This is a genomic window from Micromonospora sp. B006, assembly GCF_003408515.1.
GTDB lineage: Bacteria > Actinomycetota > Actinomycetes > Mycobacteriales > Micromonosporaceae > Micromonospora > Micromonospora echinospora_A.
The window spans coordinates 5526004-5551532 of record NZ_CP030865.1; the positions used below are offsets into that span (position 1 = coordinate 5526004).

At 71.7% G+C, this 25529-nt stretch carries 19 protein-coding genes and 1 pseudogene; 8 read left to right on the forward strand and 12 right to left on the reverse strand.

Translation table 11 applies throughout. The features are described from left to right. Nucleotides 1-47 precede the first annotated feature (47 nt). Nucleotides 48-845 carry an SDR family NAD(P)-dependent oxidoreductase gene (locus MicB006_RS24810; RefSeq protein ID WP_116509341.1) on the forward strand — a complete coding sequence of 266 codons (798 nt, stop codon included), beginning with the start codon at nucleotides 48-50 and terminating at the stop codon, nucleotides 843-845. A 6-nt stretch (nucleotides 846-851) separates the two neighbouring features. Here the strand turns inward: MicB006_RS24810 and MicB006_RS24815 are convergent, their stop codons facing one another. The 12 genes and pseudogenes from MicB006_RS24815 to MicB006_RS24870 all read right to left on the reverse strand — a co-directional run bounded on the left by MicB006_RS24815 (nucleotide 852) and on the right by MicB006_RS24870 (nucleotide 16888). Further along, nucleotides 852-1550: a DUF4386 domain-containing protein gene (locus MicB006_RS24815; protein ID WP_116509343.1), complete on the reverse strand. Its 699-nt coding sequence runs from the start codon at nucleotides 1548-1550 to the stop codon at nucleotides 852-854. Between the two features lie 162 nt (nucleotides 1551-1712). Further along, nucleotides 1713-2801, reverse strand: coding sequence for a hypothetical protein (locus MicB006_RS24820; protein WP_073827331.1), 1089 nt, complete (start codon nucleotides 2799-2801; stop codon nucleotides 1713-1715). A gap of 46 nt (nucleotides 2802-2847) precedes the next feature. Then, entirely contained in the window at nucleotides 2848-4020 is a 1173-nt protein-coding gene (locus MicB006_RS24825) for an SPFH domain-containing protein (protein WP_116509345.1), read from the reverse strand. A 258-nt stretch (nucleotides 4021-4278) separates the two neighbouring features. Continuing rightward, a pseudogene (locus MicB006_RS24830) lies at nucleotides 4279-5211 on the reverse strand (glycosyltransferase family 2 protein); the annotation flags it as partial. A 55-nt stretch (nucleotides 5212-5266) separates the two neighbouring features. After that, nucleotides 5267-7051, reverse strand: a complete 1785-nt coding sequence (locus MicB006_RS24835) for a hypothetical protein (RefSeq protein ID WP_116509347.1) — start codon at nucleotides 7049-7051, stop codon at nucleotides 5267-5269. A gap of 88 nt (nucleotides 7052-7139) precedes the next feature. Continuing rightward, on the reverse strand, nucleotides 7140-7730 hold the full coding sequence (locus tag MicB006_RS24840) for a DinB family protein (RefSeq protein ID WP_116509349.1): 591 nt from the start codon (nucleotides 7728-7730) through the stop codon (nucleotides 7140-7142). A 43-nt stretch (nucleotides 7731-7773) separates the two neighbouring features. After that, entirely contained in the window at nucleotides 7774-8193 is a 420-nt protein-coding gene (locus MicB006_RS24845) for a PPOX class F420-dependent oxidoreductase (RefSeq protein WP_116509351.1), read from the reverse strand. Nucleotides 8194-8300: 107 nt separating this feature from the next. Then, nucleotides 8301-9425, reverse strand: coding sequence for a ricin-type beta-trefoil lectin domain protein (locus tag MicB006_RS24850; protein ID WP_116509353.1), 1125 nt, complete (start codon nucleotides 9423-9425; stop codon nucleotides 8301-8303). Nucleotides 9426-9436: 11 nt separating this feature from the next. Further along, on the reverse strand, nucleotides 9437-11176 hold the full coding sequence (locus tag MicB006_RS24855) for a family 43 glycosylhydrolase (RefSeq protein ID WP_225980846.1): 1740 nt from the start codon (nucleotides 11174-11176) through the stop codon (nucleotides 9437-9439). Nucleotides 11177-11301: 125 nt separating this feature from the next. Beyond that, complete coding sequence (locus MicB006_RS24860) at nucleotides 11302-13731, reverse strand: ricin-type beta-trefoil lectin domain protein (protein ID WP_116509356.1); 2430 nt, start codon at nucleotides 13729-13731, stop codon at nucleotides 11302-11304. A gap of 283 nt (nucleotides 13732-14014) precedes the next feature. After that, nucleotides 14015-15346, reverse strand: a complete 1332-nt coding sequence (locus MicB006_RS24865) for a cellulose binding domain-containing protein (RefSeq protein ID WP_116509358.1) — start codon at nucleotides 15344-15346, stop codon at nucleotides 14015-14017. A gap of 354 nt (nucleotides 15347-15700) precedes the next feature. Next, nucleotides 15701-16888 carry an ROK family transcriptional regulator gene (locus MicB006_RS24870; RefSeq protein WP_116509360.1) on the reverse strand — a complete coding sequence of 396 codons (1188 nt, stop codon included), beginning with the start codon at nucleotides 16886-16888 and terminating at the stop codon, nucleotides 15701-15703. 371 nt (nucleotides 16889-17259) lie between these two features. Here MicB006_RS24870 and MicB006_RS24875 point away from each other — a divergent pair, with 371 nt between their 5' ends. The 7 genes from MicB006_RS24875 (at nucleotide 17260) to MicB006_RS24905 (ending at nucleotide 25521) form a co-directional block, all read left to right on the forward strand. Further along, a complete protein-coding gene (locus tag MicB006_RS24875) occupies nucleotides 17260-18375 on the forward strand; it encodes a substrate-binding domain-containing protein (RefSeq protein ID WP_116509361.1) in 1116 nt (371 codons plus the stop codon). A gap of 109 nt (nucleotides 18376-18484) precedes the next feature. Then, on the forward strand, nucleotides 18485-19477 hold the full coding sequence (locus MicB006_RS24880; RefSeq protein WP_116509363.1) for a phosphotriesterase: 993 nt from the start codon (nucleotides 18485-18487) through the stop codon (nucleotides 19475-19477). After that, the gene (locus MicB006_RS24885; protein WP_116509365.1) at nucleotides 19477-20454 is read left to right on the forward strand and encodes an ROK family protein; all 978 of its coding nucleotides are present in this window, start codon (nucleotides 19477-19479) and stop codon (nucleotides 20452-20454) included. Before MicB006_RS24880 ends, MicB006_RS24885 begins: the two co-directional genes overlap by 1 nt. Further along, nucleotides 20455-21435, forward strand: coding sequence for an ABC transporter permease (locus MicB006_RS24890; protein ID WP_073827344.1), 981 nt, complete (start codon nucleotides 20455-20457; stop codon nucleotides 21433-21435). It abuts the gene before it with no gap. 19 nt (nucleotides 21436-21454) lie between these two features. Continuing rightward, nucleotides 21455-22711, forward strand: coding sequence for an alanine racemase (locus tag MicB006_RS24895; RefSeq protein WP_116509367.1), 1257 nt, complete (start codon nucleotides 21455-21457; stop codon nucleotides 22709-22711). Next, nucleotides 22711-23499 (forward strand): ATP-binding cassette domain-containing protein, encoded by a 789-nt coding sequence (locus MicB006_RS24900; RefSeq protein ID WP_116509369.1) that lies wholly within the window; start codon nucleotides 22711-22713, stop codon nucleotides 23497-23499. Before MicB006_RS24895 ends, MicB006_RS24900 begins: the two co-directional genes overlap by 1 nt. 366 nt (nucleotides 23500-23865) lie before the next feature. Beyond that, nucleotides 23866-25521 carry an ABC transporter substrate-binding protein gene (locus tag MicB006_RS24905; protein WP_116509371.1) on the forward strand — a complete coding sequence of 552 codons (1656 nt, stop codon included), beginning with the start codon at nucleotides 23866-23868 and terminating at the stop codon, nucleotides 25519-25521. Nucleotides 25522-25529: the final 8 nt, after the last annotated feature.

Consider the following 25529-nt stretch of genomic DNA (forward strand, 5'->3'; position numbering starts at 1 on the left):
ACCGCCGGTGCCTGGATGGGCTCCGCGACCGGCCGCAGGCTTGCCGCATGGACACCACACGAACCGACACGACCGGCCACCCGACCGCCGGCCTGCTGGCCGGCAAGGTCGCCTTCATCACCGGCGCCGGGCGCGGCATCGGCGCCGCGGCGGCCCGGCTGTTCGCCGCCGAGGGCGCCCGGGTGCTGCTCGCCGCCCGGACCGAGGAGCAGTTGAAGGCGGTCACCGAGCAGGTCCGGGCCGCGGGCGGCACCGCCGAGTACGTCGTCTGCGACCTGGCCGACGCGGCGAGCGTGCGCGTCGCCGTGGACCGCACGGTCGAGGTGTACGGCCGCCTCGACGTCGCCTTCAACAACGGCGCGACGAACGTGCCGCCCGGACCGATGGACCGGGTGCGCGAAGAGGACTTCGACCACGTCTACACCGTCAACCTCAAGGGGCCGTGGCTCGCCATGGTCGCCGAGGTCGCGGCGATCCGGGCCACCGCCGGCACCGGCGCGATCGTGAACAACTCCAGCGTCGGCAGCCTGATGGGCAACCCCGCACTGCCCGCGTACGGGGCGATGAAGCGCGCGGTGAACAGCCTCACCGAGTCCGCGGCGATCACCTACGGGCCGGAGGGCATCCGGGTCAACGCGATCGCCCCGGGCAGCACGCTCACCGAGATGATGCGGGCCTGGGACGCGGAGTCGCCCGGCATCATCGACCGGCTCGCGGCCGCCAGCCCGTTGCGCCGGGCCGCCGAACCCGACGAGATCGCCCAGGCCGCCGCCTGGCTGCTCAGCGACCGCGCCTCCTTCGTCACCGGGACCGTGCTGCGGGTCGACGGCGGCGCGCGGGCCTGACCCTGCTCAGACGGTGGCATCCTGGACCGGGCGGGGCCCGACCGCGCCGGCCGTGACGGGGGAGGGCCGGAAGCCCTTGACGACCAGGTAGACGCCGAGCGAGAACTCCCACACCGCGATGGGTAGCGCGGCGACCGCCGCCACCGGGGACAGCCGGTCCCAGGCGCCGAACAGCGTGCCCAGGTCGGAGGCGACGAGCAGCGGCGCTCCGGCGAGCCCGAGCATCGGCAGCCAGCGCGGCACGAGGCGGGACTGGTACAGCAGGGAGCCCAGCAGCAGGGCGTTCACGGCCGGGAGGAGCGCCTGGCTGAGCAGGAACACCGAGTCGTAGAACGCGACGAGCGTCTGGCCGGTGACGAGCGCGTCCGGCTCGGCCCCGGCCCGCCGCAGGGCGACCAGGGTGAGGATGCTCGCGACGCCGATGAAGATGCCGGCGGCCTCCAGCACCCGGGCGGCGACGAAGCCCAGCGCCCGCGCCTCACCCTGCCGCTTGAGCACCGGGTACAGCGCGATCGCGGTGCCGATGCAGGCGAGGGCGACGATCACCTCCAGGACGCCGCCGACGACGACCGGGGTGTCCGGCGTGGAGCCGAGGATGTAGTCCGCCTCGCGTATCGGGGCGTACAGCGTGAGGGTCGGGATGGAGACGAAGGTGAGCAGGTAGAACCCGCCCGCGACCAGCGACGTCTTGCGCAGTGAGTCCATCGGGGCTGCCCTCCGCCGCTCGGCCGGTGGTGGTCGTGCCCTCACTCTCACGTGGATCGGCGCGGCGGCGAATCGGCCGCTCGGTCAGTCTCCTCGCGCGATGCGCACGGGCCACCGGCAACGGATACCGGTGGCCCGTGGGCGTTCGACGGGGCGGCGACGCTAACGGCTCGTCATGAACGCCACCACTATGGCGACGAGCACCAGCGCGGCGAACACCGCCGCCGCGATCTTCGCGGCGCTGTACGGCCGCTCACCGATGACCTCACCGGTGCGCGCGTTCACCAGAACCTGGTACGAGCGGCCGGCGTGCAGGTACGCGGCGATCCACACCGGCAGCAGGATCAGCTTGTACGACACGTCGGAGTACGTGGTGTCCACTGCGGACACCCGTTGCTCGTCACCGCCGATGTCCGACCGGCAGTCCCCCTCGATGACCGGCGCCATCCGCGCCTTCGCCTCGGTCAGGCCCGCCTCGGGCTCGGTGTCGTACCGCAACGCCTGGTATCCGGCCAGGTAGTCGCCGTGGTACGCGGCCGCCTCGGTCAGCGGCCACGGCGCCAGCTTGTCCAGCTGCTCGGTGGGCAGGTGGGTGGTGGCGGGCACCAGCACGTCGTCGAAGTCCCGGCTGACGGTGCCGGCGGCCGGATGCCACCGGGTGTGCCGCACCTGCCGGGTCCGCGTCTCCTGCTTGCCGTCGACTGTGACCGTGTACGTCTCGGTGACGTAGTAGTACTCGCCCCGCTGCCCCTGGTAGTCCGACACGGTCCGCGCGTCGAACGTCCAGTGCGGCAGGTACGTGCCCTTCAGCGTCTCCGCCTCGCTGATCTTCTTCAGGCTCCCCGGCGCGAACCAGCGGCTGCGGCACCACTCGCCGAGCGCCGTCCGTACGCCGTTGCGGTCCACCGCGAACGGCAGCACCGCCTCCGGCGCGATCAGCTCGCCCGCCGCGGCGTCGGCCACCAGCGGCGTGGCGCAGAACTGGCAGCGCTGCGCCAGCACGTCGCTCTCCGTCCGGGCGCCGCAGCCCGGGCAGACGAACGTGTGCGCCCCGACGCTCGCCACCGGCTTGCGGGGCAGCGACGCCAGATCCGCGTACGCGTGCTCGCGCACCTCGCGGCCCGCGCCGGCGATCTCCTGCCGGTGCCCGCAGTACGGGCAACTGAGCGTCGTCGTGCCCGGCGCGAACTCCACCCGGGCCCCGCAACCCCCGCACCGGTACGAGGGCGGGGAGACAGTCGTGTCGCTCATGCCGGCACCTGCCCGCTGCGGGGACGACTCACCCGCTGACGCGCGCTCACTGCGGCGGCAGCGGCGGCGGGACGCTGGCGAGCACCGACGCCAGTTCCGGCACCTGTCCGGCGGGCTGCCACTGCGCCATCCCGGCACGCCAGACCAGCGTGTCCGGGCCGAGCGCGCCCGCGCCCGCCTGCTCGGCCAGCCCACCGAGGTCGTACGGGCCCTGCCGCTGGCCACCGACGCCGACGTACCACTGGGCCTGGCCCGGCAGCGGCGGCGGCTCGGCGGCGCCCGGCTGCGCGGTCGACGGCTGCGCGGTCGACGGCTGCGCGGCGGCCGGCTGCGCGGGGGCCGGCGTCGGCTGCGTGGCCCCGCCGCCGCCCATGGTGCGGGCCATCTGCTGGCCCATCGCCATGCCCAGGCCCAGGCCGATGCCCGCGCCCGCCTCGCCGCCCGGGTTGTTCGCCGCGGCCTCCATCGCGTTGGCGGCCTGGAAGCGGGTGTACCGGTCCAGGTCGCCGACCGCTCCCATGCTGGTCCGCTTGTCCAGCGCCTGCTCGACCTCCGGCGGCACCGACACGTTCTCGATGACGAACTTGGGGATCGCGATACCGACCTCGGCCAGTTCCTCGGTCAGCACGGCGGCCAGCCGCCGGCCGATCGCGTCCTGGTGCGCCGCGAGGTCCAGCAGCGGCACCCCGGTCGTGGCGAGCGCGCCGCCGAGCCGGCCCACGATCAGCTGCCGCAGGTACTCCTGCACCTCCTCGGTGCGGAACTGCGGGTCGGTGCCGACCAGCTCACGCAGCAGCTGCGCCGGGTCGACCACCCGCGCGGCGAAGGCGCCGAACGCCCGTACCCGGACCACGCCGAACTCGGCGTCGCGCAGGATCACCGGGTTCTGGGTGCCCCACTTCATGTCGGTGAACTGCCGGGTGTTGACGAAGTACACCTCGGCCTTGAACGGCGAGTTGAAGCCGTACTTCCAGCCCTTCAGGGTGGACAGGATCGGCAGGTTGCGGGTCTCCAGCGTGTACGTTCCCGGCGGGAAGACGTCGGCGATCTTCCCCTCGTTGACGAACACCGCCGTCTGGGACTCCCGGACGACCAGCTTGGCGCCCATCTTGATCTCGTTCTGATACCGGGGGAACCGCCAGACGATCGTGTCCCGGCTGTCGTCCAGCCACTCGACGATGTCGATGAGCTCGCCCCGGAGCTTGTCCATCAGCCCCATCGCAACCCTTTCCTCGGCGCCGGTCTCCGGCGTCGCGGGCGACGATAGCAACCCCCCGCCACCTGCGAAAAGAGAACGATTGTGCGCTGATCGGCGCTCACCGATCGCCGTCGTTCAGCCGGCGTCGCCGCTCATCGATTCCCCGCCGGCGGGCCGCCGGGAGGCATCTCGGGACGGATCCTCCCAAGCCGGCGCCGCGCGTGGACCCCGGTCGGTGGACCACGCCGCGCGCTGGTTCGGCAGCCGGGGCGAGCCGCCGGTCTCCGGGACCGGACGCTCGGTCTCCTGCACCAGATAGTGCGGCCGGCGTTTGGTCTCGTAGTAGATCCGGCCGATGTACTCGCCGATCACGCCCAGGATCATCATCTGGATGCCGCCGAGGCCGATCACGCTGACGATGATGGTGGTGTAACCGGGCACGTCGATGCCCTTCTCCACGGCGTCGGCGACCACCCACGCCATGTAGCCCACAGCGATGAGCGTGAGGAACAGCCCGCCGTAGATCGCCAGGCGCAGCGGCCGGTTGTTGAACGACAGCAGCCCGTCGAACGCGTAGTTGAACAGCTTGCCGAACGTCCACCGGCTCCGCCCCGCCTGCCGGCTCTCGTTACGGTGCGCCACCACCACCGTGCGGAAGCCGATCCACGAGAACAGGCCCTTGGAGAAGCGGTTGTACTCGGGCATCGCCAGGATCGCGTTCACCGCCAGCCGGGACAGCAGGCGGAAGTCACCCGCGCCGTCCAGCAGGCGGACGTCTATCCACCAGTTGACAAGGCGGTAGAACGAGCGTGAGGCGACCATCCGGATGAACCGGTCGCCGCGCCGGTCGCGGCGGGCGATCACCTGGTCGAAGCCCTGGCGGTAGAGCGCGACCATCTCGGGCAGCAGGCGCGGCGGGTGCTGCAGGTCGGCGTCCATGATGACGACCGCGTCGCCGGTGGCCCGGTGCAGCCCGGCGAGCATGGCCGCCTCCTTGCCGAAGTTGCGGCTCAGCGACGTGTAGCAGACCGTCGGGTCGGCGGCGGCGAGCCGGCGCAGCGCCGCGAGCGTGCCGTCCTCGCTGCCGTCGTCGACGTACACCACCTCGACGTCCACGTCGGGTAGCTCGGCGAGCGCGGTGCTGAGCATCTCGTGCAGCCGCTCCACCGACTCTTCCTCGTTGAAGCAGGGCACCACCACCGACAGCCGTATCGCCGTCGCCCCACCCGGCCCGGGGCCCGGGCGGGTGGCTCCGGCGCCGGCGGCGTCAGAGCCGGAAGACGAGCGTGCCATCGAGGTCCTCCCGGGTGATGCCCAGTCCGTCGACGGGCCGGTTCTCGATGCCCTCCCACGGCGTGCCCGCCGCGCGGCTCGGCACCGCGACGACCGACCGCACGCCGATCCCGCGCAGGTACGCCACGCTGCCCGAGTCGGGGAACGTCGCCGCGGCGACCCGGGTCTGCGCCTGGGTGACCGGCTCGAAACCGCCGAGCCCGTTGGTGATCCGGGGGAACCCGTCGGTGGACCAGAGCATGTAGTTGAGGTCGCCGATCCCGCCGGCGGGCAGCACCAGCATCGGTTCCGGCGCGGTCCGCATCGCCGCCGGGGGCGTCGGCACGACCGGGTGCGGCGTGCGGTTGACGCCCTCCAGCGTCACCAGCGCCAGCGGCACCAGCAGGACCAACGGCGCCACGGCCCGCGACCAGCGGTGGGCCGAGGGCCGGTGCCACGACTCGGCGAGCGCCGTGACCAGCCCGGCGGCCAGCACCGCCAGCAGCAGGCTGGTCCAGTGCATCATCCGGCCCGGCGTGCGCAGCGCGTCCCAGCCGGGCAGGAGCGTGGACAGCGTCAGATAGCCGGGGTCGCCGTCCCCGCCGAGGGTGGCGCCCAGACCGAGCAGCACCGTGCCGAGCACGCCGAGCCCCAGCGCGACCCGGTGCCGCACCGGGAACGACGAGACGAACAGCCCCGCCGCGGCCAGCCCGATCAGCGTCATCCCGGGCAGCAGCGCCATCTCCGGCGGCCAGGTCAGCTGTTCGCGGGCGGCGGCGTGCCGTTCCCCCCACAGCCACGAGTCGCCGGGCGCGGTGATGAACCCGATCAGCGGAGGGGAGAACATCTTGGTCCAGTCCAGCGAGCGGACGGCCTGCGGGTTGAGGTCGACGACGCGCAGGTAGACCAGGCCGAGCAGCAGCGTCACGCCGCCGAACACGGCGCCACCGGCCAGGTCCGCGATCAGCAGCCGGCGGCCGAACGGCGGACGCTCCCGCTTGCGCCACCAGGACCAGCCGTAGAAGCCGGCCGCCACCAGCACGGCGGCCAGCAGGAAGTAGACGAGCGGCAGCCCGATGCCGAAGCCGAGCGTGACCTGCCAGGCGGCGACGAGCCACCCGGCCACCGCCCAGCCGGGACGGCGGCGCTCCGGCCGGTAGCCGTGGCGCAGCGACCAGCCGTGACCCCGGGCCAGCATCGCCAGGGCCAGCGCGATCCCGCCGCTGGACAGGATGTTCAGGTGGCCGGAGTGCGCCAGCCGCCAGGGCGCGTACGCCCACGCGATCCCGGCGACCGCGCCGCCCCAGCGGTTCGCGCCGAGCTGCCGGGCCAGCGCGTACGCCCCGAGGAACGCCAGCGCGTGCAGCAGCACGTAGAGCACGTTGTAGCGGATCACGGCGGCCTCGAAGCCGGAGCCGACCATCCCGAACGGCGCGTAGCCGAGCAGGGTGTCGCTGTAGGCGTAGGTGTAGCGCTCCGGGAAGAACGTGTTCGAGTGCCAGAGGTTGGCCGGGTCGTTGAGCAGGGCGTGCCCCGACCAGGCGACCTGCCACGCCTGCAACGTCGGGTCGCCCAGGTCGCCGGGGATGGTGGTCGCCGGGTGCCGCATCGTCGGCCAGGTCAGCACCACCGCCAGCAGCAGGCTGCCCAGTATCGCCAGCGTCCACTCCGGGTTCGGCCGGCGCCATCGGCGCGTGCGCTCCGACGGCACGTCGTCGGGAGGCTGGGCGGAGCTGGCGTCGTCAGCGGTCGGCGGAGCGGCGGCGGACCGGATGTTCATGGGATAGATGCTTCACGATGCTGCTGGTCCTGTCGATCCACTGTCCGAAATGTGGTTGAAACTTCCGGCCGCATTACCGGAACACCGCCTACGCGAACCGGTCGGCGAGCGCCGACAGCCGGTCGACGTACGCCGGCCAGTCGTAGCCCTCGGGGACGTTCCGGTTCTCCCGCCCCAGCCCGATCGCGGCGTCGTGCTGCTCGCGCAGGATGTCGGCGTGCCCGGCGTGGCGGGCCAGGTCGACGCAGACGTGCACGATGACCTGGTGCAGCGTCACGTCATGCCGGCCGGGCTGCCACCACGGCACCCGCCCCGGCGCGTCCAGCGGCAGCGTGTCGATCGTCTGGTCCGCGAACGCCGCGACGCGGCGGTACAGGTCGATCAGCCCGTCCTTGGTCTCGTCCTCGCGGGCGTACCAGTCCGCCTGCGGGTCCGCGTCGAACGTCTCGGCGGCCACCAGCTCCTCGGGCGTGGGGAACTCACGGCCGAACGTGGGCCCGAAGTAGCCGGCCTCGACGTTCAGGGAGTGCTTGAGCAACCCCAGCAGGTTGTTGCCGGTCGCGGTGCGGGGAAGCCGGGCCTCGCGTTCGCTCAGCCCGTCGAGCTTCCAGATCAGGTTCTCCCGGATCGCGCGCAGGTAGTGGTGCAGCGCTGCCTTGGGGTCGTACGGCTCACTCATGCCCGACACTCTTCCGCATGGGTCGGACATCGTGGGGGCACCGTCAGCCGGTCTGGTCGTTGTCCTTGTGCGCGCCCCACCCGTGCCAGCGCTCGATCTCGATCCACGCGCTGACCCGCTTGCGGTCCCGCCGGGGGTACGGCCGTCCGGTGTAGTGCTGCGAGATCCGGTCGATGTCCGCCATCTCCTCGTCGTCGCGCAGCTCGACCACCCGCCCGATCAGGCTGACGTGGGTGTACCAGCCCTGCTCGTCCAGCACGGTCACGGTGACCCGGGGGTCGTGGCGCAGGTGCGCCAGCCGGCGGCGGCCCTCGTCCATGTTCACCAGGACGCGGCCGTCCTCCCACAGGTACCAGGTGGCGGCGGACACCGGCTGACCGTCGCCGCGCAGCGTGGCGATGACGGCCGGGTTCGGCTTGCGCAGCATGGCGACGGCGGGCTCGGGCAGCGGCGGCTTCGACATGGTTCGCACTCTACGTACCCGCCGGGCCCGTCGCTGGTCATGCGGCGGTTACCGGCCCGGCGGGCTCCCCGGCGGTGTGGTTCGCCGGGGAGCCCGTCGCGTGCCGGTCAGGCGCGCGCGCTCCACTGCTGGTTGGTGCCGCCGTGGCAGTCCCAGAGGTTGATCCTCGTCCCGTTGGCGGTGCCGTAGCCCGCCGCGTCCAGGCAGCGCCCGGACTGGACGCCGCTGATCGTGCCGTTGGCGTTGAGGTTCCACTGCTGGTTGGGCTGGCCGTTGCAGTCCCAGATGATCACGCTTGTGCCGTTCGCGGTGCCCCGTCCGCTGGCGTCGAGACACTTGTTGCCGAGCACCTGCAACTCCTTGGCCGAGGTGTAGGTCCAGCGCTGCATCGTGCCGCCCCAGCAGTCGTACAACTGCACGGCGGTGCCGTTGGTGGTGCTGCCGTTCGGCACGTCCAGGCACCGGCCCGAGCCGGCGCCGACGAGCTGCACGTTCTGGTACGTGCCGCCGCCGCTGCCGGGGGTGCCGATGCTGCCGGACACCGACTGCAACGCGCGGTACCAGACCGCCGCCATCTTGTCGTAGCCGGTGGCGGTCGGGTGGATTCCGTCGATCAGGTCGGCCGTGGTCAGCGCCGAGTACTGGTCGACCAGGTGGACGCGCTTGCCGGCGTTCACCTTCGACTGCACGATGCCGGGCAGCGCGGCGTTGAACGTGCGTACCGCCGCCGCCTGGCCGGAGTTGGCGAGCGGGATGATCTGCGCGACGAACACGTCCGCGTTCGGCGCCGTGGCGGTGGTGCGGTCGATGAGCGAGGAGAGCCGGTTCGGCGCGGTCGAGACGTTGTAGTTCTGCAGGATGTCGTTGGTGCCGATGTGCAGCAGCACGGTGCGCGGCTGGTAGGCGTTCAGCCAGCCGGTGATGTTGGCGTCGATCTGGTCGATGCGCCAGCCGGGGTGGCCCTCGTGGTCGTGGTCGCCGAGGTTGCCCGGCCCGTTGAACTGGGAGCCGACCAGGTCGACCCGGTAGCCGCCGCCGGCCAGCCGCTGCCACAGGCCGATCCGGTAGCCGCCCGGCACCTGGGTGCCCTCGGTGATGGAGTCACCGAGCGGCATCACCCGGGTGCCGCCGTTGGACTCGGCGGCCGCCGGTCCGGTCGCCGTCAGCACACCGGCCGCCAGCACGGCGAGCGCGGCGCCCGCGGTGAGCCATCTCCGCACAGTGGTACGCATGACTGCTCCTCTCACGGGGTGGTGCAGGTCAGGGACGGGGTGGTGGGCGAGCCGTTGGCGATGAAGCCGAACGTGGTGGAGCCGGACGCGGGCACCGAGCCGTTGTACGCGGCGTTGCTGACGGTCGCGGTGGAGCCGCTGGTGCTCAGCGTGCCGCTCCAGACCTGGTTGATGCTCTGGCCACCGGCCAGGTTCCACCGCACCGACCAGCCGTTGAGCGCCGCGGCGCCGGCCGTGACGGTCACCTCGGCCTGGAAGCCGCCCGACCAGGAGTTCGTGGTGCGGTAGGTGGCGGTGCAGGCGTCACCGCTCGGCGGCGGCGTGGTGGGCGGCTGGGTGGTCGGCGGGGGATCGATCGGCGGCGGCGTGGTGGTCGGCGGCTCGGTGGGCGGCGGCGTGCTCCCGGCGGGGGTGAACCGCCAGTGGTCGATGTTGAACAGCGAGCCGCTGCCGCCGGTGAACCGCAGGTAGAGGTCGTGGGTGCCGGTGGCGCCGCTGACCGCGCAGGTCGTGTCGGCCCAGGTCTGCCAGCCGCCGGTGCCGGACACCCGGCAGGTGCCCACCACCGGGCCGCTGGTCCCGTCCAGCCGCAGCTCGATGGTGCCGCCGCTGCCCGCGGAGGCCACCCGGGCGGTGTACGAGGTCGCGCCGGTCCCGAAGGCGACGCCCTTGATCTTCAGGTAGTCGCCGTTGTCGATGAAGCCGACGTTCATCCCGCCGCCGCTGGCCGGCTCGGTCTCCACGCCGGACGCCCAGGCGCTCGTCTCGGCCTCCTGCCGGATGTACGGGTTGAGCGTGCCGATCTGCGGCGCGCCGGTGGTGGTCATGTTGATCGTCGGGATCGAGCCGTCGGCGCCGTAGGAGAACTTCTCCACGGCCACCGACCTGGTGAAACCGCCGCCGCCGGGCAGTGCGCCGTTGTGGTAGAAGAAGTACGAGCCGCCCTTGTAGTCGGTGATCCCGGGGTGGTTGGTGAAGCTGCTGCCCTGGGTGGGCATGACGGTGCCGCGGTACGTCCACGGTCCCAGCGGCCCGGGCGCGGTCGAGTAGGCGATGAACTCCGAGCAGCACTTGGCCGCGAAGACCATGTAGTAGAGGCCGTTGCGCTTGTACACCCACGGACCCTCCTCGTAGAGGGTCGGCCGGTTCGCGTCACCGGTCCGCGCCCCGAAGCCCGCCGCGGTCAGCGGGATCTGGGTCGGGCTGCCCGAGTACGAGATCATGTCCGCGTTCAGCTTGACGTACCACAGGCGGGGGTTGCCCCAGTACAGGTACGCCTGGCCGTCGTCGTCGATGAACACGGTGGGGTCGATCTCGCCGTTGCTCACCAGCGGGCGCCCGATGGCGTCCCGGAACGGCCCGGTGGGGCTGTCCGCCACCGCCACCCCGATGCCCATCTGGCCGGTCGCCCGCACGACCATCGGCACGTACCAGTAGAACTTGCCGTTGCGGTGGACCGCCTGGCCGGCCCACGCGTCCTGCTTGGCCCAGCTGAACGTGGCGAGGCTGAGCGGCGATCCGTGGTCGGTCCAGTTCACCATGTCGTCGGACGAGTAGACCCGCCACTCCTTCATGGTGAACCAGGTCGAGTTGTCCTCGTCGTGGCCGGTGTACAGGTAGACCCGGTTGTTGTACACGAGCGGGGCCGGGTCGGCCGTGTAGATGGTCTGCACGATCGGGTTGTCCGCTCGGGCGGCGGTCGGGTTCAGCCCGCCGGCTATGGCCGGGGCCAGCCCGAGCAGGGCGAGCAGGGTCACCGCCAGTGCGAGCCATCGTCTGGTCCGGCGGTCGGTTCTCCATAGCGTTGACGTCACAGGTCTTCTCCCGGGGTAGGCCGCGCCGCGGCGGATGGGTGTGGTCGGCGAGGGTCGGGCCGTCACGCCCGGCTCCACTTCTGGCTGTTCGCGCCGGTGCAGGCGGACAGGACGATGGAGGTGCCGTTGCCGGTCCCGCCGCCGTTCGGGCTCAGGCACAGTCCGGACTGGACGCCGGTGATCGTGCCGTCGGTGTTGACGTTCCACTGCTGGTTGGTGCCGCCGTTGCAGTCCCAGATGATCACCCGGGTGCCGGACGAGGTGCCCTGCCCCTCGGCGTCGAGGCACTTGCTCCCGTACACCTGGAGTTGCCGGCCCGACGTCGCCGTCCACTGCTGGTTGGTCCCGCCGTTGCACTCCCACAACGTCACCTGCGTGCCGTTGGTCTGGGACTGGTTCGGCACGTCGAGGCACCGGCTGGAGTTGGGGTTGAGCCACGCGCCGCTCGTACCGCCGGGGTTGCCGCCCGGGCCGGCGACCACCGACAGGTTGTCGAACTGCGCGGTCTCGCCCTGGCTGGTGCCGAAGCCGACCTGGCCGGAGCCGAAGGTGGAGTCGGTGGCCGTGCCCACCGTCGTGCCGTCGATGGTGGCGGTGATGGTGGTGCCGGCGAAGCCGAGCGCGAGGCTGTGCCAGCGGTTGGTGCCCAGGGCGGCGACGTTCCCGCTGCGCAGCGTGGTGAGCTGTCCGGCGGTGTTGTTGCGCAGGATGGACCACGCGCCGGCGTCGGTGACCCGCAGGAAGTAGGCGTTGTAGCGGCCGATCGGGTCCAGGTTGGTGCTGCCGACGCGGCCCTGGATCTGGGCGTAGCCGGACTGTTCGAGCAGGATGTCGGCGGAGACCGTGTAGTTGCCCCAGCTCAGGTTCCCGCCGTAGGTCGCCGGGTCGGCGAGGGTCTTCCAGGTGATGGGCGCCTGCGCGGACATCTGGCGCAGGCACATGCCGGACCGGCCGCCGCCGCAGCCGACGATCTCGAACGCGCCCTGCATGTCCTGGAGGTACTTCGGGAACCGCCCGCTGGCGTAGCTGTCGAAGTCGTCGCGGTACGGCAGGCCCAGCGAGCCCTGGGCGGGGCTGGTGGCGGTGCCCTTGCCCTGCCCGGTCGTGGTGGTGACCGTGTAGAGGTAACCGGGCTGGGCGGTGAACGAGAACGACCCGCCCGACGGGGTGACGTCCGCGGTGCGGACGAAGAAGTCGTTCGGGTTGGTCGAGTTCAGGTTCGTGGCCCAGATGTGCGCCTGGCCGGTGGACAGCCCGCCGGTGATGTTCATGGTGACCTGCTGGGCGGCGGTGGCGTCCATGGTCTCGACGACGGTGCTGTAGTCGCCGGTGGTCGGCGAGCGCAGCGACACGTAGCTGCCGGTGTTGCGGTTGCCGCCCAGGTAGCCCGAGGCCGAGTCCAGGTAGCGCCAGCCGGGCGCGGTGAACTGGGTGGTGTGCGCCAGCGCCCAGGTGTTCTTGCCGACCGAGTACCAGCCGGACCAGGGCTGGTTGGCCAGGATCAGCCCGACAGTGGACCAGGGCAGGTTCGGCGTGATGGCGGCGATCAGGTCCCAGTTGAGGTACGCGACCATCCGGCCGTCGATGTAGCCGCGGTTGATGCCGCGGGCCAGCGGCTTGGCGCCGTCGTTGTAGTCCTGGGAGCCGCCCTCGCTGTTCCACAGCGTCTTGCCGGTGGAGGTGGCTGTCGACGACACGGTGCAGGTGGTCTGCGCGCTGAGGTAGCCGCACGGGTAGTGGCCGCTGAGCACGTCGATGCTGTTGCGCAGCGTGGCGTTGCTGGCGACGGCGTTGGCCGGGCCCCAGCTACCGGGGTAGTCGTCCCCGTAGATGATCTTCACGCCGCTGTAGCCGTTGGCGTTCAGCGCCTGGCGCAGGCTGATGGTCCAGTTCGCGTCCGTCCGCTTCTCGTTCTGGGCGGCGGTGATGTAGTCCATGGTCAGGTTGTGCTGCCGCGCGCAGCCCAGCCAGTCCACGAAGTAGTTGATCATGTCCTGGGACATGAAGTTGCCGTTGCCGATCCACCCGGGAGCGCCCCACGGCAGGGCCGCCAGCTTGATGGCGGGGTTGCGGGCCTTGGCCTGCTCCATGATCCACCACTGGTAGCCGCGGTTGCAGTTGAGATCGCCACGGACGTGCTCGTGGCTCGGCTCGGAGCCGCTGGTGGAGTTGGTGTCGCCGCCCATCTCGACCTTGAGGATCTGCAGCGCGGCGCCGTATCCGGGCTTGAACAGATAGTCCAGGATCTGCCCGCGCTGCGGCTCCGGGTAGTCGATCAGCAGTCGGCTGTTGCCGCCGCCACCGCTCACCGCGCCCACGCCGTCGAACGTCTGGCCGCCGGAGGCGCCGTTGACGGTGATCGTGGTGGCGGCCTGTGCGGGGCTCGCGGTGAGTGTCAGGCCGCCGCCGGTGGCGGCCAGGGCGAGAACCAGGGCGGGAACAGCAAGACGCGATGGCCCGGATCGGACGGGCCGGGGACGGGGGATCACCATGACGGCTCCTCGGGTACGCGCGGGCACCCGACGTCCGGACGGTGCCTCACGAGTTGTGGGTGGCCGTCGGTGTCAACGCTAACAGTGGTGGCGCAACGGCTCCGAGGTGTCGGTGGTGGTGGCCGCCGGAGTCGTTGATGTTAGCGCAAACATCGACCAGTGTTAATTAGAGCACATCCCGCCGTCCGACGGGACATCGGCTGTTCCGGCTGGTGCCGGGCCGGGGCGGCGAGATGCCACCCCGGCCCGGCTCCCCGTGCGGGGATCCGCGGGTCCGGCGGGATCAGGGACTGGTGCAGCTGACACCGCTGGGCGCGGTGGCCCCGTTTCCGGTGGCGGTGAACCCGAACGTCGTCGAGCCGTTCGCGCCGACCGTGCCGTTGTAGTCGGCGTTGCGGACCGACACCGAGCCGGAGGTGCCGGTGTTGACGCCGTTCCAGAGGCTGCTGATCGCCTGGCCGGAGGCCAGGGTCAGGCGTACGGTCCAGCCGTTGAGCGTGGTGGCGCCGTTGTTGGCCACCGTGACCTCGGCCTGGTAGCCGCCCGGCCAGGTGTTCACGGTCCGGTAGGTCGCGGTGCACGCGCCCGGCTCACCCGGCGGCGGCGTCGTGACCGGCGGAGTCGTGGGCGGCGCGGTGGTGACCGGCGGCGTGGTCGGCGGCACGGTGGTCGGCGGCACGGTGGTCGGCGGCACCGTGGTCGGCGGCGTGGTGGACGCGAACTGGCTGAAGAACCGCCAGATCTCCCCCGAGGTCCAGGTCCGGGAGTCGTTCGGGCTGGACGACCCGTCGACCGGGCTGGGGGTGTGGTCGCCGTCAAACGCGGCCCACTGCACCGGGTAGCCCTCGCGGCAGCCGGAGTACGTGGTGGTGATGTGGGTGAGGCTGCCCCGGCTCGGCTCGCGCGGGCTCTGCGCGGTGCAGCCGTTGTTGCGGACGAACGTGTCGCGCAGCGACCGGCCCATGGAGATGTTCAGGACGCTGTCGTAGATGCCGTGGATGCCGAAGTAGGCGACCGGCTGGGTGCCGCCGTTGCAGCCGCTGAGGTTGGCGCCGGAGATGACGGTGACCGCGCGGACGATGTTGGGCCGGGCGCAGGCCACCGCGTAGCTCATCGCCCCGCCGTAGCTCCAGCCGAGCGCGAACCGCTGGGACGTGTCCACACAGAGGTCGTTCTCGATCTGCCGGGAGATGTCGTCGAACAGCGTCAGGTCCCGGCCGTTGGTGTTGGCCCAGCCGTTGTCGATGCCCTGCGGCGCGACGAAGATCGTGCTGTTGTTCGACAGCGGCAGCAGGCCGTAGTAACCGGCCGAGGCGACGTTGTTGGCCGAGCCGTTCAGCCAGTGGAACCCGAAGATCAGCCGGTACTGGCGGTTGCGGTCGTACCCGTCCGGGATGCGCAGGATGTAGCTGCGGTTCTGGCCGCCGCTGGAGATGGTGCGCGTGCCGCTGGACAGCGTCGGCGCCTTGCCGCAGCCGGCGGTCGCCGCGAGCGTGCCGTTTGTCGACGCCTGCGCCGTCTCGCCGAGGTCGGCGCTGAGCGCGCCGCCGGCCGCCGCCGCGAGGAGCACGGCCGCGGCGGCGATGGATGAGAGAAGGGATGTTCGTTTCGCCATTGCTGGACTCCTTGCCCTGGGTGGTGGTGCAGGCCGAACCGTCCGTCGATGCCGACGTCGCCTGCGAAGAGGGCGCGGAGCCGCGCGTGCGGCCGGGGCCGAAGTCGTCCGTTGGCCGCCTGCGTCGGCGTGCATCGGCGGAGCGGCCCGGACTGGTCACCGATCGGCCGGACGTCGAGGAGGCCCTCGTGCGCCGTGCCGATTGCGGGGGTGACGGGGAGCGTGCCCTTCGCTCCCGTGCCGGAACATAGCAGGTTATCGATAACATGTTCAACCGGTCGGTTCCGGAGAGGGAGCGGGCCGGCCGCCGGGTGAACGCTCACAGCAGCGCCCGGCGGGGACGCTGCCGCCTGCTCAGGCGCGGTCGGCCAGGGCCGGCAGGTCGCAGCCGGCGAGGGCGTCCGGCTGGGGTACGCGGGCGAGGTCCGCCTCGGCGAGCCCGAGCCGCCGGTACGCCGTGTGCAGCGCCGCGACCACGGCGCCCAGCGCGCCGGAGAGGTCACCGAGTTCCGCGCCGTGCACCGTCGCCGCGGCGGCGGGCACGATCTCGTGCAGCCGGCCGCGCAGCCGGACCAGGTCGGGTGTGAGCGCGTGGGAGACGCCGCCGCCGAGGACGATCACCTCCGGTTCGTAGGCGACCACCGCCGCGGTGAGGACGACCAGCAGCGCCTGCTCGACGTACTGCTTGACCGGCGCCAGGCGCGGGTCGGCCGAGCGGAACACGTCAGCCGCGTTGTCGAACGACAGGCCGAGCTCGCCGGCGCGGGCGAGGATGCCGGACCCGCTGATGATCCGTTCGAGCGGCGCGCCGAGCGGGCCGGCCGGCAGGTGGCCGAACTCGCCGACCAGGCCGCTGCGGCCCCGGAACAGCCGGCGGTCGATGGCGACGCCGGCGCCGAGTCCGGCCCCGATGGTGAGCATCACCGCTGTCTGCGCGTCCCGGGCGGCGCCGAAGCGCAGCTCCCCTAGCAGCGCGTAGTTGGAGTCGTTGTCGACCTCGACCGCGGCGCCCAGGTGCTTCTCCAGCAGCCGTAGGAACAGCGGGTCCTCCACCTGGGGCAGGTTCGGGGCGTTGGAGACGGCGCGGTCGCCCTGCCGGACGGCGCCGGGCAGGCCCACCGCGACGCAGTCGAGCCGCTCCCGGTCGGCGCCGACGGTCCGCATGATCAGGTCGGCCAGCCACTGGGCCAGCCGGGGCGCGTCGTAGTGGGCGGGTGTGGGCACTGTTCGGCCGGTCAGCGGCCGGGCGGCGAGATCGGCGACCACCAGCCGGACGTTGGAGCCGCCGACGTCGACGCCGCAGACCACGCCGCGTCCGGCGGCGATCGCGACCTGGGTCGCCCGCCGTCCCCGGCTGGTGGTCGGCGCGCCGTCGGTCTCGGTCAGCAGCCCTTCGTCGAGCAGCTGCTCCACGATCCGCGACACGGTGGCGGGGGAGAGGTCGGTCTCCTGGCCGATGGCCGTGCGGCTCACCGGACCGTGGGTCAGCACGTGGGCCAGCACTGTGGACCGGTTCGCCGCCCGTGGTGCTCGAGATTCCACGCCCACCTCCGCCGATTTTCTTTCCGCCCGAATGTTAAAGCCGGACCGCCTCCCCGGCAACCACCCGGGGCGTGTCACCCGGCGTCGGTGCCTGGCGGACATCGAAACCCGTCCTCCCGCAGCCCTGTGCGGGCGTAAAAGCCCAGGTCAAGCGCTATGGAGGCGGCTCGGAGCGAGTGGGAGGAATCTCTGACCAGCACTCTTGACGGAGTGTGATGACCGCGATAATACTTTCACCCTGAACGGAAATAGAGGCCGCCGGCCCCAGGGACGGCGGCGCGTGCCCCCGTACGTGCCGTGCCGGTCGCATCGGACCCCCGTGTCAGTCCGGAATCCCGGTTCCGGACCCCGTTGCTGTGAAGGGAAGAGCAATGATTCTCAGCCGTAGACGTGGCGCCGCGCTCGGCGCGCTCTGCGCCCTGGCGCTCATGGTCGGCGCCTGCTCGAACGAGACCTCCGGGAGCGGCGGCGCGTCGAGCGGCCCGCGTACCGAACCGAGCCTGTCGTTCGTCGGTCCCGGCGGCGAGACGCCGACCGCCGCCGACCAGCTCTCGCTGACCGACGAGGAGCGGCAGAAGGTCAAGGACGGCAACTACTCCGCCGCCTTCGTCTGGCACGAGGGCTCGGCGCTGACCAAGGCCGTGGAGTCCGGCGTCCGCAAGGAGTTCGACCAGCTCGGCATCAAGGTCGTCGCCAGCACCAGCGCCGAGTTCGACGCCGCCCGGCAGGCCAACAACGTGCAGACCGTGCTGGCGCTCAAGCCCGACCTGATCGTCACCATCGCCGTCGACCCGACCGCGGCGGCCGCGGCCTTCAAGCCCGCCGTGGACGCCGGCGTCAAGCTCGTCGTGATGACCACCCCGCCGAAGGACTACAAGTCCGGGGAGCAGATCGTCGGCATCGTGACCGCCGACCTGACCGCGTTCGGCAAGGCCAACGCGGAGATGCTCGGCAAGGCGCTCGGCGGCAAGGGCAAGGTCGGCTACGTCTACCACGACGCCGACTTCTGGTTCACCAACCAGCGGGACAAGGCGTTCAAGGACTGGCTGGGCTACCTCTACCCGGACATCGAGATCGTCGAGGAGGCCGGGTTCTCCGACCCGGCGCGCACCGAGGACATCGCCACCGCGATGCTGACCCGCCACGCCGACCTCAAGGGCGTCTACGTCGCCTGGGCCACCGCCGCCGAGGGCGTGCTCGCCGCGACCCGGCAGCAGGGCCGCACCGACGTCAAGATCGTCACGAACGACCTGGAGGCGAACCTCGCCGCCGACATGGTCAAGGGCGGCAACGTCGCCGGCATCGTCGCCAACGGCTCGACCCGACTCGGCGAGAACCTGGGCGTCGTCGCCGCGTACGGCCTGCTCGGCAAGAAGGCCCCGGAGCTGGTCGTCGGATCGCCGATGGCCGCGACCAAGGACAACATCGCCGATGCCTGGCGCGACGACTACGGCCAGGAGCCCCCGGCCGAGGTGCTCGGCAACTGACGCCGGGCGGCGAGGTCCGGGGCCTCCCCGAACGGGCCCCGGACCTCGCCGGGCGCGACCCGGCCCACCGCCGGGTGCGCGAGCACCGCGAGACGAGAGGAAGAAGCACATGGGGTACGTCCAGACAGTCCTCGGACCGGTGCCTCCCGAGTCGCTCGGCCGGGTGCTGAGTCACGAGCACCTCGGTGCGCTGGTGCCCGGGCCGTGGCTGTCCGGTGGCGCCGCCGACGACCGCGCGGACCTCGCCGCCGGGGCGGTACGCGACCTGCCCGAGCTGGGCTTCGGCACGATCGTGGACCTGTCCCCGTACGAGGTGGTCGGTCACGACGTGACGCTGCTGCGTGAGGTGGCGCTGCGTACCGGCCTGCACGTGGTCGCCGGATCGGCGATCTACCTGGAGCCGTACTCGCCCGGCTGGGCGCTCTCCGCGAGCGTCGACGAGATGCGGGAACGCTTTGTCGCCGACGCCACGGTCGGCGTCGGGGACACCGGCGTCAAGGTCGGCATCTTCGGCGAGCAGGCCACCGGGCTGAACGAGATCACCGCGCACGAGGAGAAGTGCCTGCGCGCCGCCGCCCGCGCCGCCGTCGCCACCGGCCTGGCGCTGAACACGCACACCACGCACGGCACCATGGCGCTGGAGCAGGTCGAGATCCTGCGCGAGGAGAAGATGGACCCCTCCCGCGTCGTCATCGGCCACCTGGACATCAACCCCGACCCGGACTACCTGCGGGCGGTGCTGGCGACCGGCGTCAACATCGCCTTCGACACGCTCGGCAAGCAGTTCTGGGACTTCGTGCTCGCCCCGCTGCCGGAGAACCCGCCGGAGGGCGAGTTCGGCAAGCGGGCGTACCACCGGCCCGACCGCGCCCGGCTCGACATGCTGGCCGGGCTGGTCCGCGACGGGTACGCCGACCGGATCCTGCTCTCGATGGACCTGACCGGCGCGGAGGCGTACCTGAACCCGCGCACGCACGGCCGGCTCGGCTACTCGTACCTGGGCCGGGAGATCGTGCCCGGTCTCGCCCGCCTCGGTGTGCCGCCGGAGGCGATCGACCAGATGCTGGCGGCCAACCCGGCCCGACTCCTGACGGTCGGCTGATGGCCGCGCATCCGCGTCCGTCCGGCCACGTCGCCGGTGTCGACCTCGGCGGCACCAAGCTGCGGGCCGCGCTGGCGAACCTCGACGGTCTCATCGTGAACGAGCAGGTGCAGCCGACCGACCCCCGGGGCGGGGTGGCGGTGGCCGCGCAGATCGACACGCTGCTGCGCGAGCTGGCCGTCCGGGCCGGTGTCGACTGGTCCGACGTGCGGGCCAGCGCGATCGGCCTGCCCGGCGTCCCCGACCCGTCGACCGGCGCCATCGAGCTGTCGCCGAACGTCTCCGACCTCGAAGCCCTCGACGTCCGGGCCGAGCTGACGCGTCGCCTGGGGCATCCGGTCGTGCTGGACAACGACGTCAACATGGCCGCCGCCGGGGAGCGGTGGCTGGGCAGCGGGCGTACCCACCGGCACTTCGTGTTCGTGGCGGTCGGCACCGGTGTCGGCATGGGCATCGTGTCGAACGGGGAGCTGGTCCGCGGCGCGCGCGGCGCGGCGGGGGAGATCTCCTACCTGCCGCTGGGCACCGACCCGTTCGACCCGGGCAACCAGGTGAAGGGCGCGCTGGAGGAAGCAGTCGCCGGCGCCGCCCTCGCCGCCCGCTACCGGGCGGTCAGCGGCGAGCAGGCGAGCGTGCCCGACGTCTTCGACCGGGCCGCGGCCGGCGATCCGCTCGCCCTGGCGGCCATCGACGAGGAGGCCCGGCTGATCGCGCTGGCCGTCGTCGCGGTCACCGCCGTCCTGGACCCGGAGGCGGTGATCCTGGGCGGCGGCATCGGCTCCCGGATCGAACTCGTCGAGCCGGTCCGGCGCTGGGTCGCCGCGCTGAGCGCGGACGTCCCGTTGATCAAGACCAGCCAGCTCGCCGACCGGGCCGGCCTGCTCGGCGCCATCGCGGTGGCCCGCCGGGAGGCCGGCGTCCGCGACGGCGAGCCGGCGGACCGGAACACCTCTTTCCAGACAGCGGAGGGACGATAGATGACCCACACCGATGCGGCGGTGAAGACCAGCGCCGTCCCGGCCTGGCGCCGGATCAACTGGCGCGACTACGTGGTCTACATCGGCTTCGCGGTCGTGTTCCTGTTCTTCGCCATCACCCAGGGTGGCAACGGCTTCCTGACCACGAGCAACCTCACGAACATCGTCATCCAGACCGCGCCCATCACGATCATGGCGGTCGGGCTGGTCTTCGTGCTCGCCGCCGGCGAGATCGACCTGTCGATCGGCTCGGTCGTCGCGCTCTCCGCGCTGGTCGGCGCGGTGACGTTGCGCGAGACCGACAGCATGCTGCTGGGCGTGGCCGCCGGTCTCGCCGCCGGCGCGGCGGTCGGCCTGGTGAACGGCGTCTTCGTCACCCTCGTCCGGCTGCCCTCCTTCCTGGTCACGCTCGCCACCATGGGCGCGGTGGCCGGCCTGGCCCGCGAGGTCACCGGCCTGCAGTCGGTGCCGGTCAGCAACGACGCGTTCCTGTCCTTCTTCGGCCAGGGCGAGATCTTCGGCATCCCCGGGCTGGTGCTCTGGTCGGTGGCGGCGGCGGTGGTCGGGTACCTGGTGCTGCGGCAGACCCGGTACGGCGCGCACACGCTCGCCATCGGCGACAACGTGGCAGCGGCGCGGGTCAGCGGCATCAAGGTGATCCGCGTCAAGATCATGGTGCTGATGGGCAGCGCGATGTGCGCCGCCCTGGCCGGCCTGCTGTACGCCGGACGCCTCCAGGGCGCCCGCTACACCCTCGGCGAGGCCGACCTGATGTCCGTGATCGCCGCCGTGATCGTGGGCGGGACCAGCCTCTTCGGCGGCAAGGGCTCGATCATCGGCGCGGTGCTGGGCAGCCTGCTGATGGGCATGCTCAACAACGGCCTGATCCTGGCCGGACTGTCCGTGTCCCAGCAGATGATGGCGCGCGGCGTGATCATCCTGGTGGCCGTCTCCCTCTCGCTGCGCGAGCGGCGAAGCTGACCCGGAAGGAAGCAACCGCATGTTTCTGGACCTGCTGAGACGCCGCAACCCGGGCCTGCTGGCCGCCGCCGCGAGCCTGCACGCCAGTGGTGACCTGCCGGCCAACTGCTACGCGCTGGACCTGGACACGGTCGCGGCCAACGCCGCCGCCATCCGGAACGAGGCCGACCGGTTCGGGCTCTCGGTCTACGCGATGACCAAGCAGGTCGGGCGCAACCCCGACTTCTGCCGGACGGTCCGCGACGCGGGCATCACCGAGGCGGTCGGCGTCGACCTGCAGTGCGCGCTCGCCGACCGGCACGGCGGGCTCGGCATCGGTCACCTCGGCCACCTGGTGCAGATCCCCCGGCACGAGGCGGCCGTCGCCGCCGCGCTCGCGCCCGCGTACTGGACGGTCTTCAACGACACCAAGGCCGCCGAGGCGGCGGCCGCGAGCGCGGCGGCCGGTCGCGAGCAGGCGCTGCTCGCCCGGATCGCGGCGCCCGGCGACCGCTTCTACCGGGGCCACGAGGGCGGCTGGGCGGCCGACGAGATCGTCGCGGTCGCCGGCCGGCTCGACGCCCTTCCCGGCGCCCGGTTCGCCGGTGTCACCAGCTTCCCGACCCAGTTGTTCGACACGGCCGCCGGACGGGTGGTGCCGACGCCCAACCTCGGCACCCTGCAACGCGCCGCCGCCGCGCTGCGCGCCGCCGGGCGGTCCCACGTCGAGATCAACGCCCCGGGTACGACGTCGACGGCGATCCTGGCGACGCTGGCCGAGGCGGGCGTGACGCAGGTCGAGCCCGGCCACGGGCTCACCGGCACGACGCCCTGGCATGCGGTGACCGACCTGGTCGAGGAGCCCGCAGTGCTCTACGTCAGCGAGGTGTCCCATCTGTGGGACGGCCGGGCGTACGTCTTCGGCGGCGGCCTCTACGTCGACCCGGTGCTCGGCCTGGGCGGCACCCGGGCGCTGATCGTGCCCCGGGGCGGTGGTCTCGACGACGCGTACCTGGTGGACGTGGAGATGCCCGCGCCGGAGGCGATCGACTACTACGCGATGGCCGACGTCACCGCGGCGCCGGGTTGCGCTCCGGGTGACACGGTCCTGTTCGGCTTCCGGCCGCAGGCGTTCGTCACCCGGGCGCTCACCGCGGGCGTGACCGGCGTACGGTCCGGCGCTCCGGCCGTGGCCGGTGTGTACGCCGGCGACGGTTCGGCGCCGATCGGGCTGGACGACATCGCCGCGGGCGACGGCCCCGGCAACCAGGCGGCTCGCAGTGCAGGGAGGGCATGATGAGCACCGTCATCCACAAGGACGACGCGACCCGGGCGGGCGCCCCGGCGCTGCGGTTGCGCGGCATCCGCAAGCAGTTCGGCGGCGTCGTCGCGATCGAGCGCTTCGACCTGGAACTGGCCGCCGGGGAGATCACCGCCCTGGTCGGCGACAACGGCGCCGGCAAGTCGACCCTCGTGAAGATCATCTCCGGCGTGTACCAGCCCACCGAGGGTGAGCTGGAGATGCACGGGCGGCCGGTGACGTTCCGGGACGCCTCCGACGCCCGCCGGCAGGGCGTCGAGGTGGTCTACCAGGACCTGGCGCTGGCCGACTCGCAGCCGGTCTACATGAACATGTTCCTGGGCCGGGAACTCACCCGTGGCCCGCTGCGCCTGCTCGACCGGCGCCGGATGGCCCGGGAGACCCAGGATCTGGTGGACGCGCTGGACGTACGCATCCCCAGCGCGAAGGCGACGATCCGGGACCTGTCCGGCGGCCAGCGGCAGGCGGTGGCGATCTGCCGCGCCACCCACTGGGCGAGCGGCCTGGTGCTGATGGACGAACCGACGGCGGCGCTGGGCGTGGCCGAGACCGCCAAGGTGGAGCAGCTCATCATGCGGCTGCGGGAGCGGGGCGCCGCCGTGCTCGTCGTCAGCCACAACCTGGACCAGGTGTTCCGGATCGCGGACCGGGTGGCGGTGCTGCGCCGGGTCCGCCAGGTCGGCGTCCGCGGCATCACCGAGACCAGCCGCAACGAGATCGTGTCGATGATTACCGGCGCCTCCGAGGAGACCGCCCGCCCCTGAACCGCGCGGCCGGCCGCGCGCACGATGACCCCGGGTGTCCCTCCCGGGGTCATCGGCGTTCCGCGTCCGGTTCTCCGCCCGCCGATCGTGCGCTCGCGGCCCTTCCGAGGACCCGGACGTGGCTCTTGCCGGGGTCGCAACTCCATGATCAACGCCAATGGCGGACGGGCCCTGCGTAACGGTCGTGTGAACTTGTGTGAACGCCAGTTCGTGCGTTGTCCCGCAGTTCGGGAGCGTTATCAAGCCGAGTCCGTGAGGGAGCAGTGAACGACGTTCACCCTATTGTTCACTGCTGCTAAATCCGGTAGAACTCCTGGTAGGTCCGCTGCTCGGGCCATCTGCCTCGTGCTTCTAGGAGGACTTTTCATGGCTCGTTCACCCCGTCCGGGCGCCTCCTCGCCCGCGCTCTCCCGCCGCGGCGTCCTGCAGCTGGGGGGCAGCGTCGCGCTCCTCTTCGCCACCAGCGCCTGCGCCGCGGACAGCGGCAACAAGTCCACGGACGGCAAGTCCGACGGCGCCGCCGCCAAGACGCTGCGCATCGCCGTCTCCAGCTACCTGTCGAGCTGGGACCAGGACTTCGTCGGCTTCGACCTGACCGCGTTGATGCTCTACAAGAACGTGTTCCCGTACCTGATCGACTACGGCGTCACCAACGCCGGCGGCAGCCAGATCCTCGACACCCAGAACATCACCCCGACGTTCGCCGAGTCCTTCGAGCCCGACGCCGAACAGAAGGTGTGGACGCTCAAGCTGCGCCGCGGCGTGAAGTTCGCCAGCGGCAACGAGATGAAGGCCGCGGACGTGAAGTGGTCGAAGGACCGCGCGTTCGCCGCCCAGGCCAACGTCGCCGGCGTCTACCGCACCATCGGCCTGACCAGCGCCGACCAGGTCAAGGTCGTCGACGACTACACGGTGGAGTTCCACCAGGCGTTCCCGAGCGCGCTCACCCGCCAGATCCAGGCGATCTCGCTGTACGTCTTCGACTCGGTCGAGGCGAAGAAGCGCGCCAGCTCCAGCGACCCCTGGGCCAAGGAGTGGTTCGCGAAGAACCCGCCGACCGGCGGCTACTTCAACGTCGCCAAGGCCACCCAGGGCCAGGAGATCGAGCTCAGCGCGAACACCGACTACCCGGGCCCGGACCCGGCCAAGACGCCGACCATCCGGATCTCGGTCGTGCCGGCCGCCTCCAACCAGCGGCTCCAGCTCCAGGCCGGTGACATCGACATCGCGCTGGGCATCAGCCAGCGCGACATCCAGGACCTCAAGAAGACCCCGGGCATCAAGGTCATCTCGGCGGCCAGCAACCGCCAGGTCGCGATCCAGATGTCGGTCACCGCGGCGCCGTTCAACGACGTGAACGTGCGCAAGGCGCTCGCCTACGCGGTGCCCTACGAGCAGATCATCACCAACGTGTACGGCGGCGACGCCCGCGCGGCCAAGAGCCCCGTGCCGCTGGACATGCCCGGCTACGACGAGGTCGGCTACCCGTTCACCCACGACCTGGACAAGGCGAAGGCCGCGATGGCCGCCGCCGGCAAGGCGTCGCTCGACTCCGAGCTGGTCTTCGAGGCCGACAACGAGGAGCAGCAGAAGATCGCCGTCCAGGTGCAGAGCGAGGCGGCGAAGGCGGGCATCCGGCTCAAGCTGACCCCGCTGGACCCGGCCACCCTGGGCGAGCGGCGGACGAAGAAGAACATCCCGCTGCAGATCACCTCCGGGCAGCTCTGGGTGGACGACGTCGAGTACATGCTCGCCACGAGCTTCGTCAAGGGCGCCAACCTCAACTACTCCAACTACAGCAACCCGGAGATCGAGCAGATCTACGAGAAGTCGCACACCACCGTCGACACGGCCGCCCGCAACGCGCTCTGGAAGCGGGTCCAGGAGATCCTCGCCGCCGACGTGCCGTGGGTGGTCATCTGCCAGCCCAACTTCAACCTGCCCGTCCGGGAGGCCGTCGCAGGCTGGGTGCAGCCGATGGACGGCCTCGCCCGCCTGCGCTACCTGAGCGCGTCGGCCTAGGAACGTCA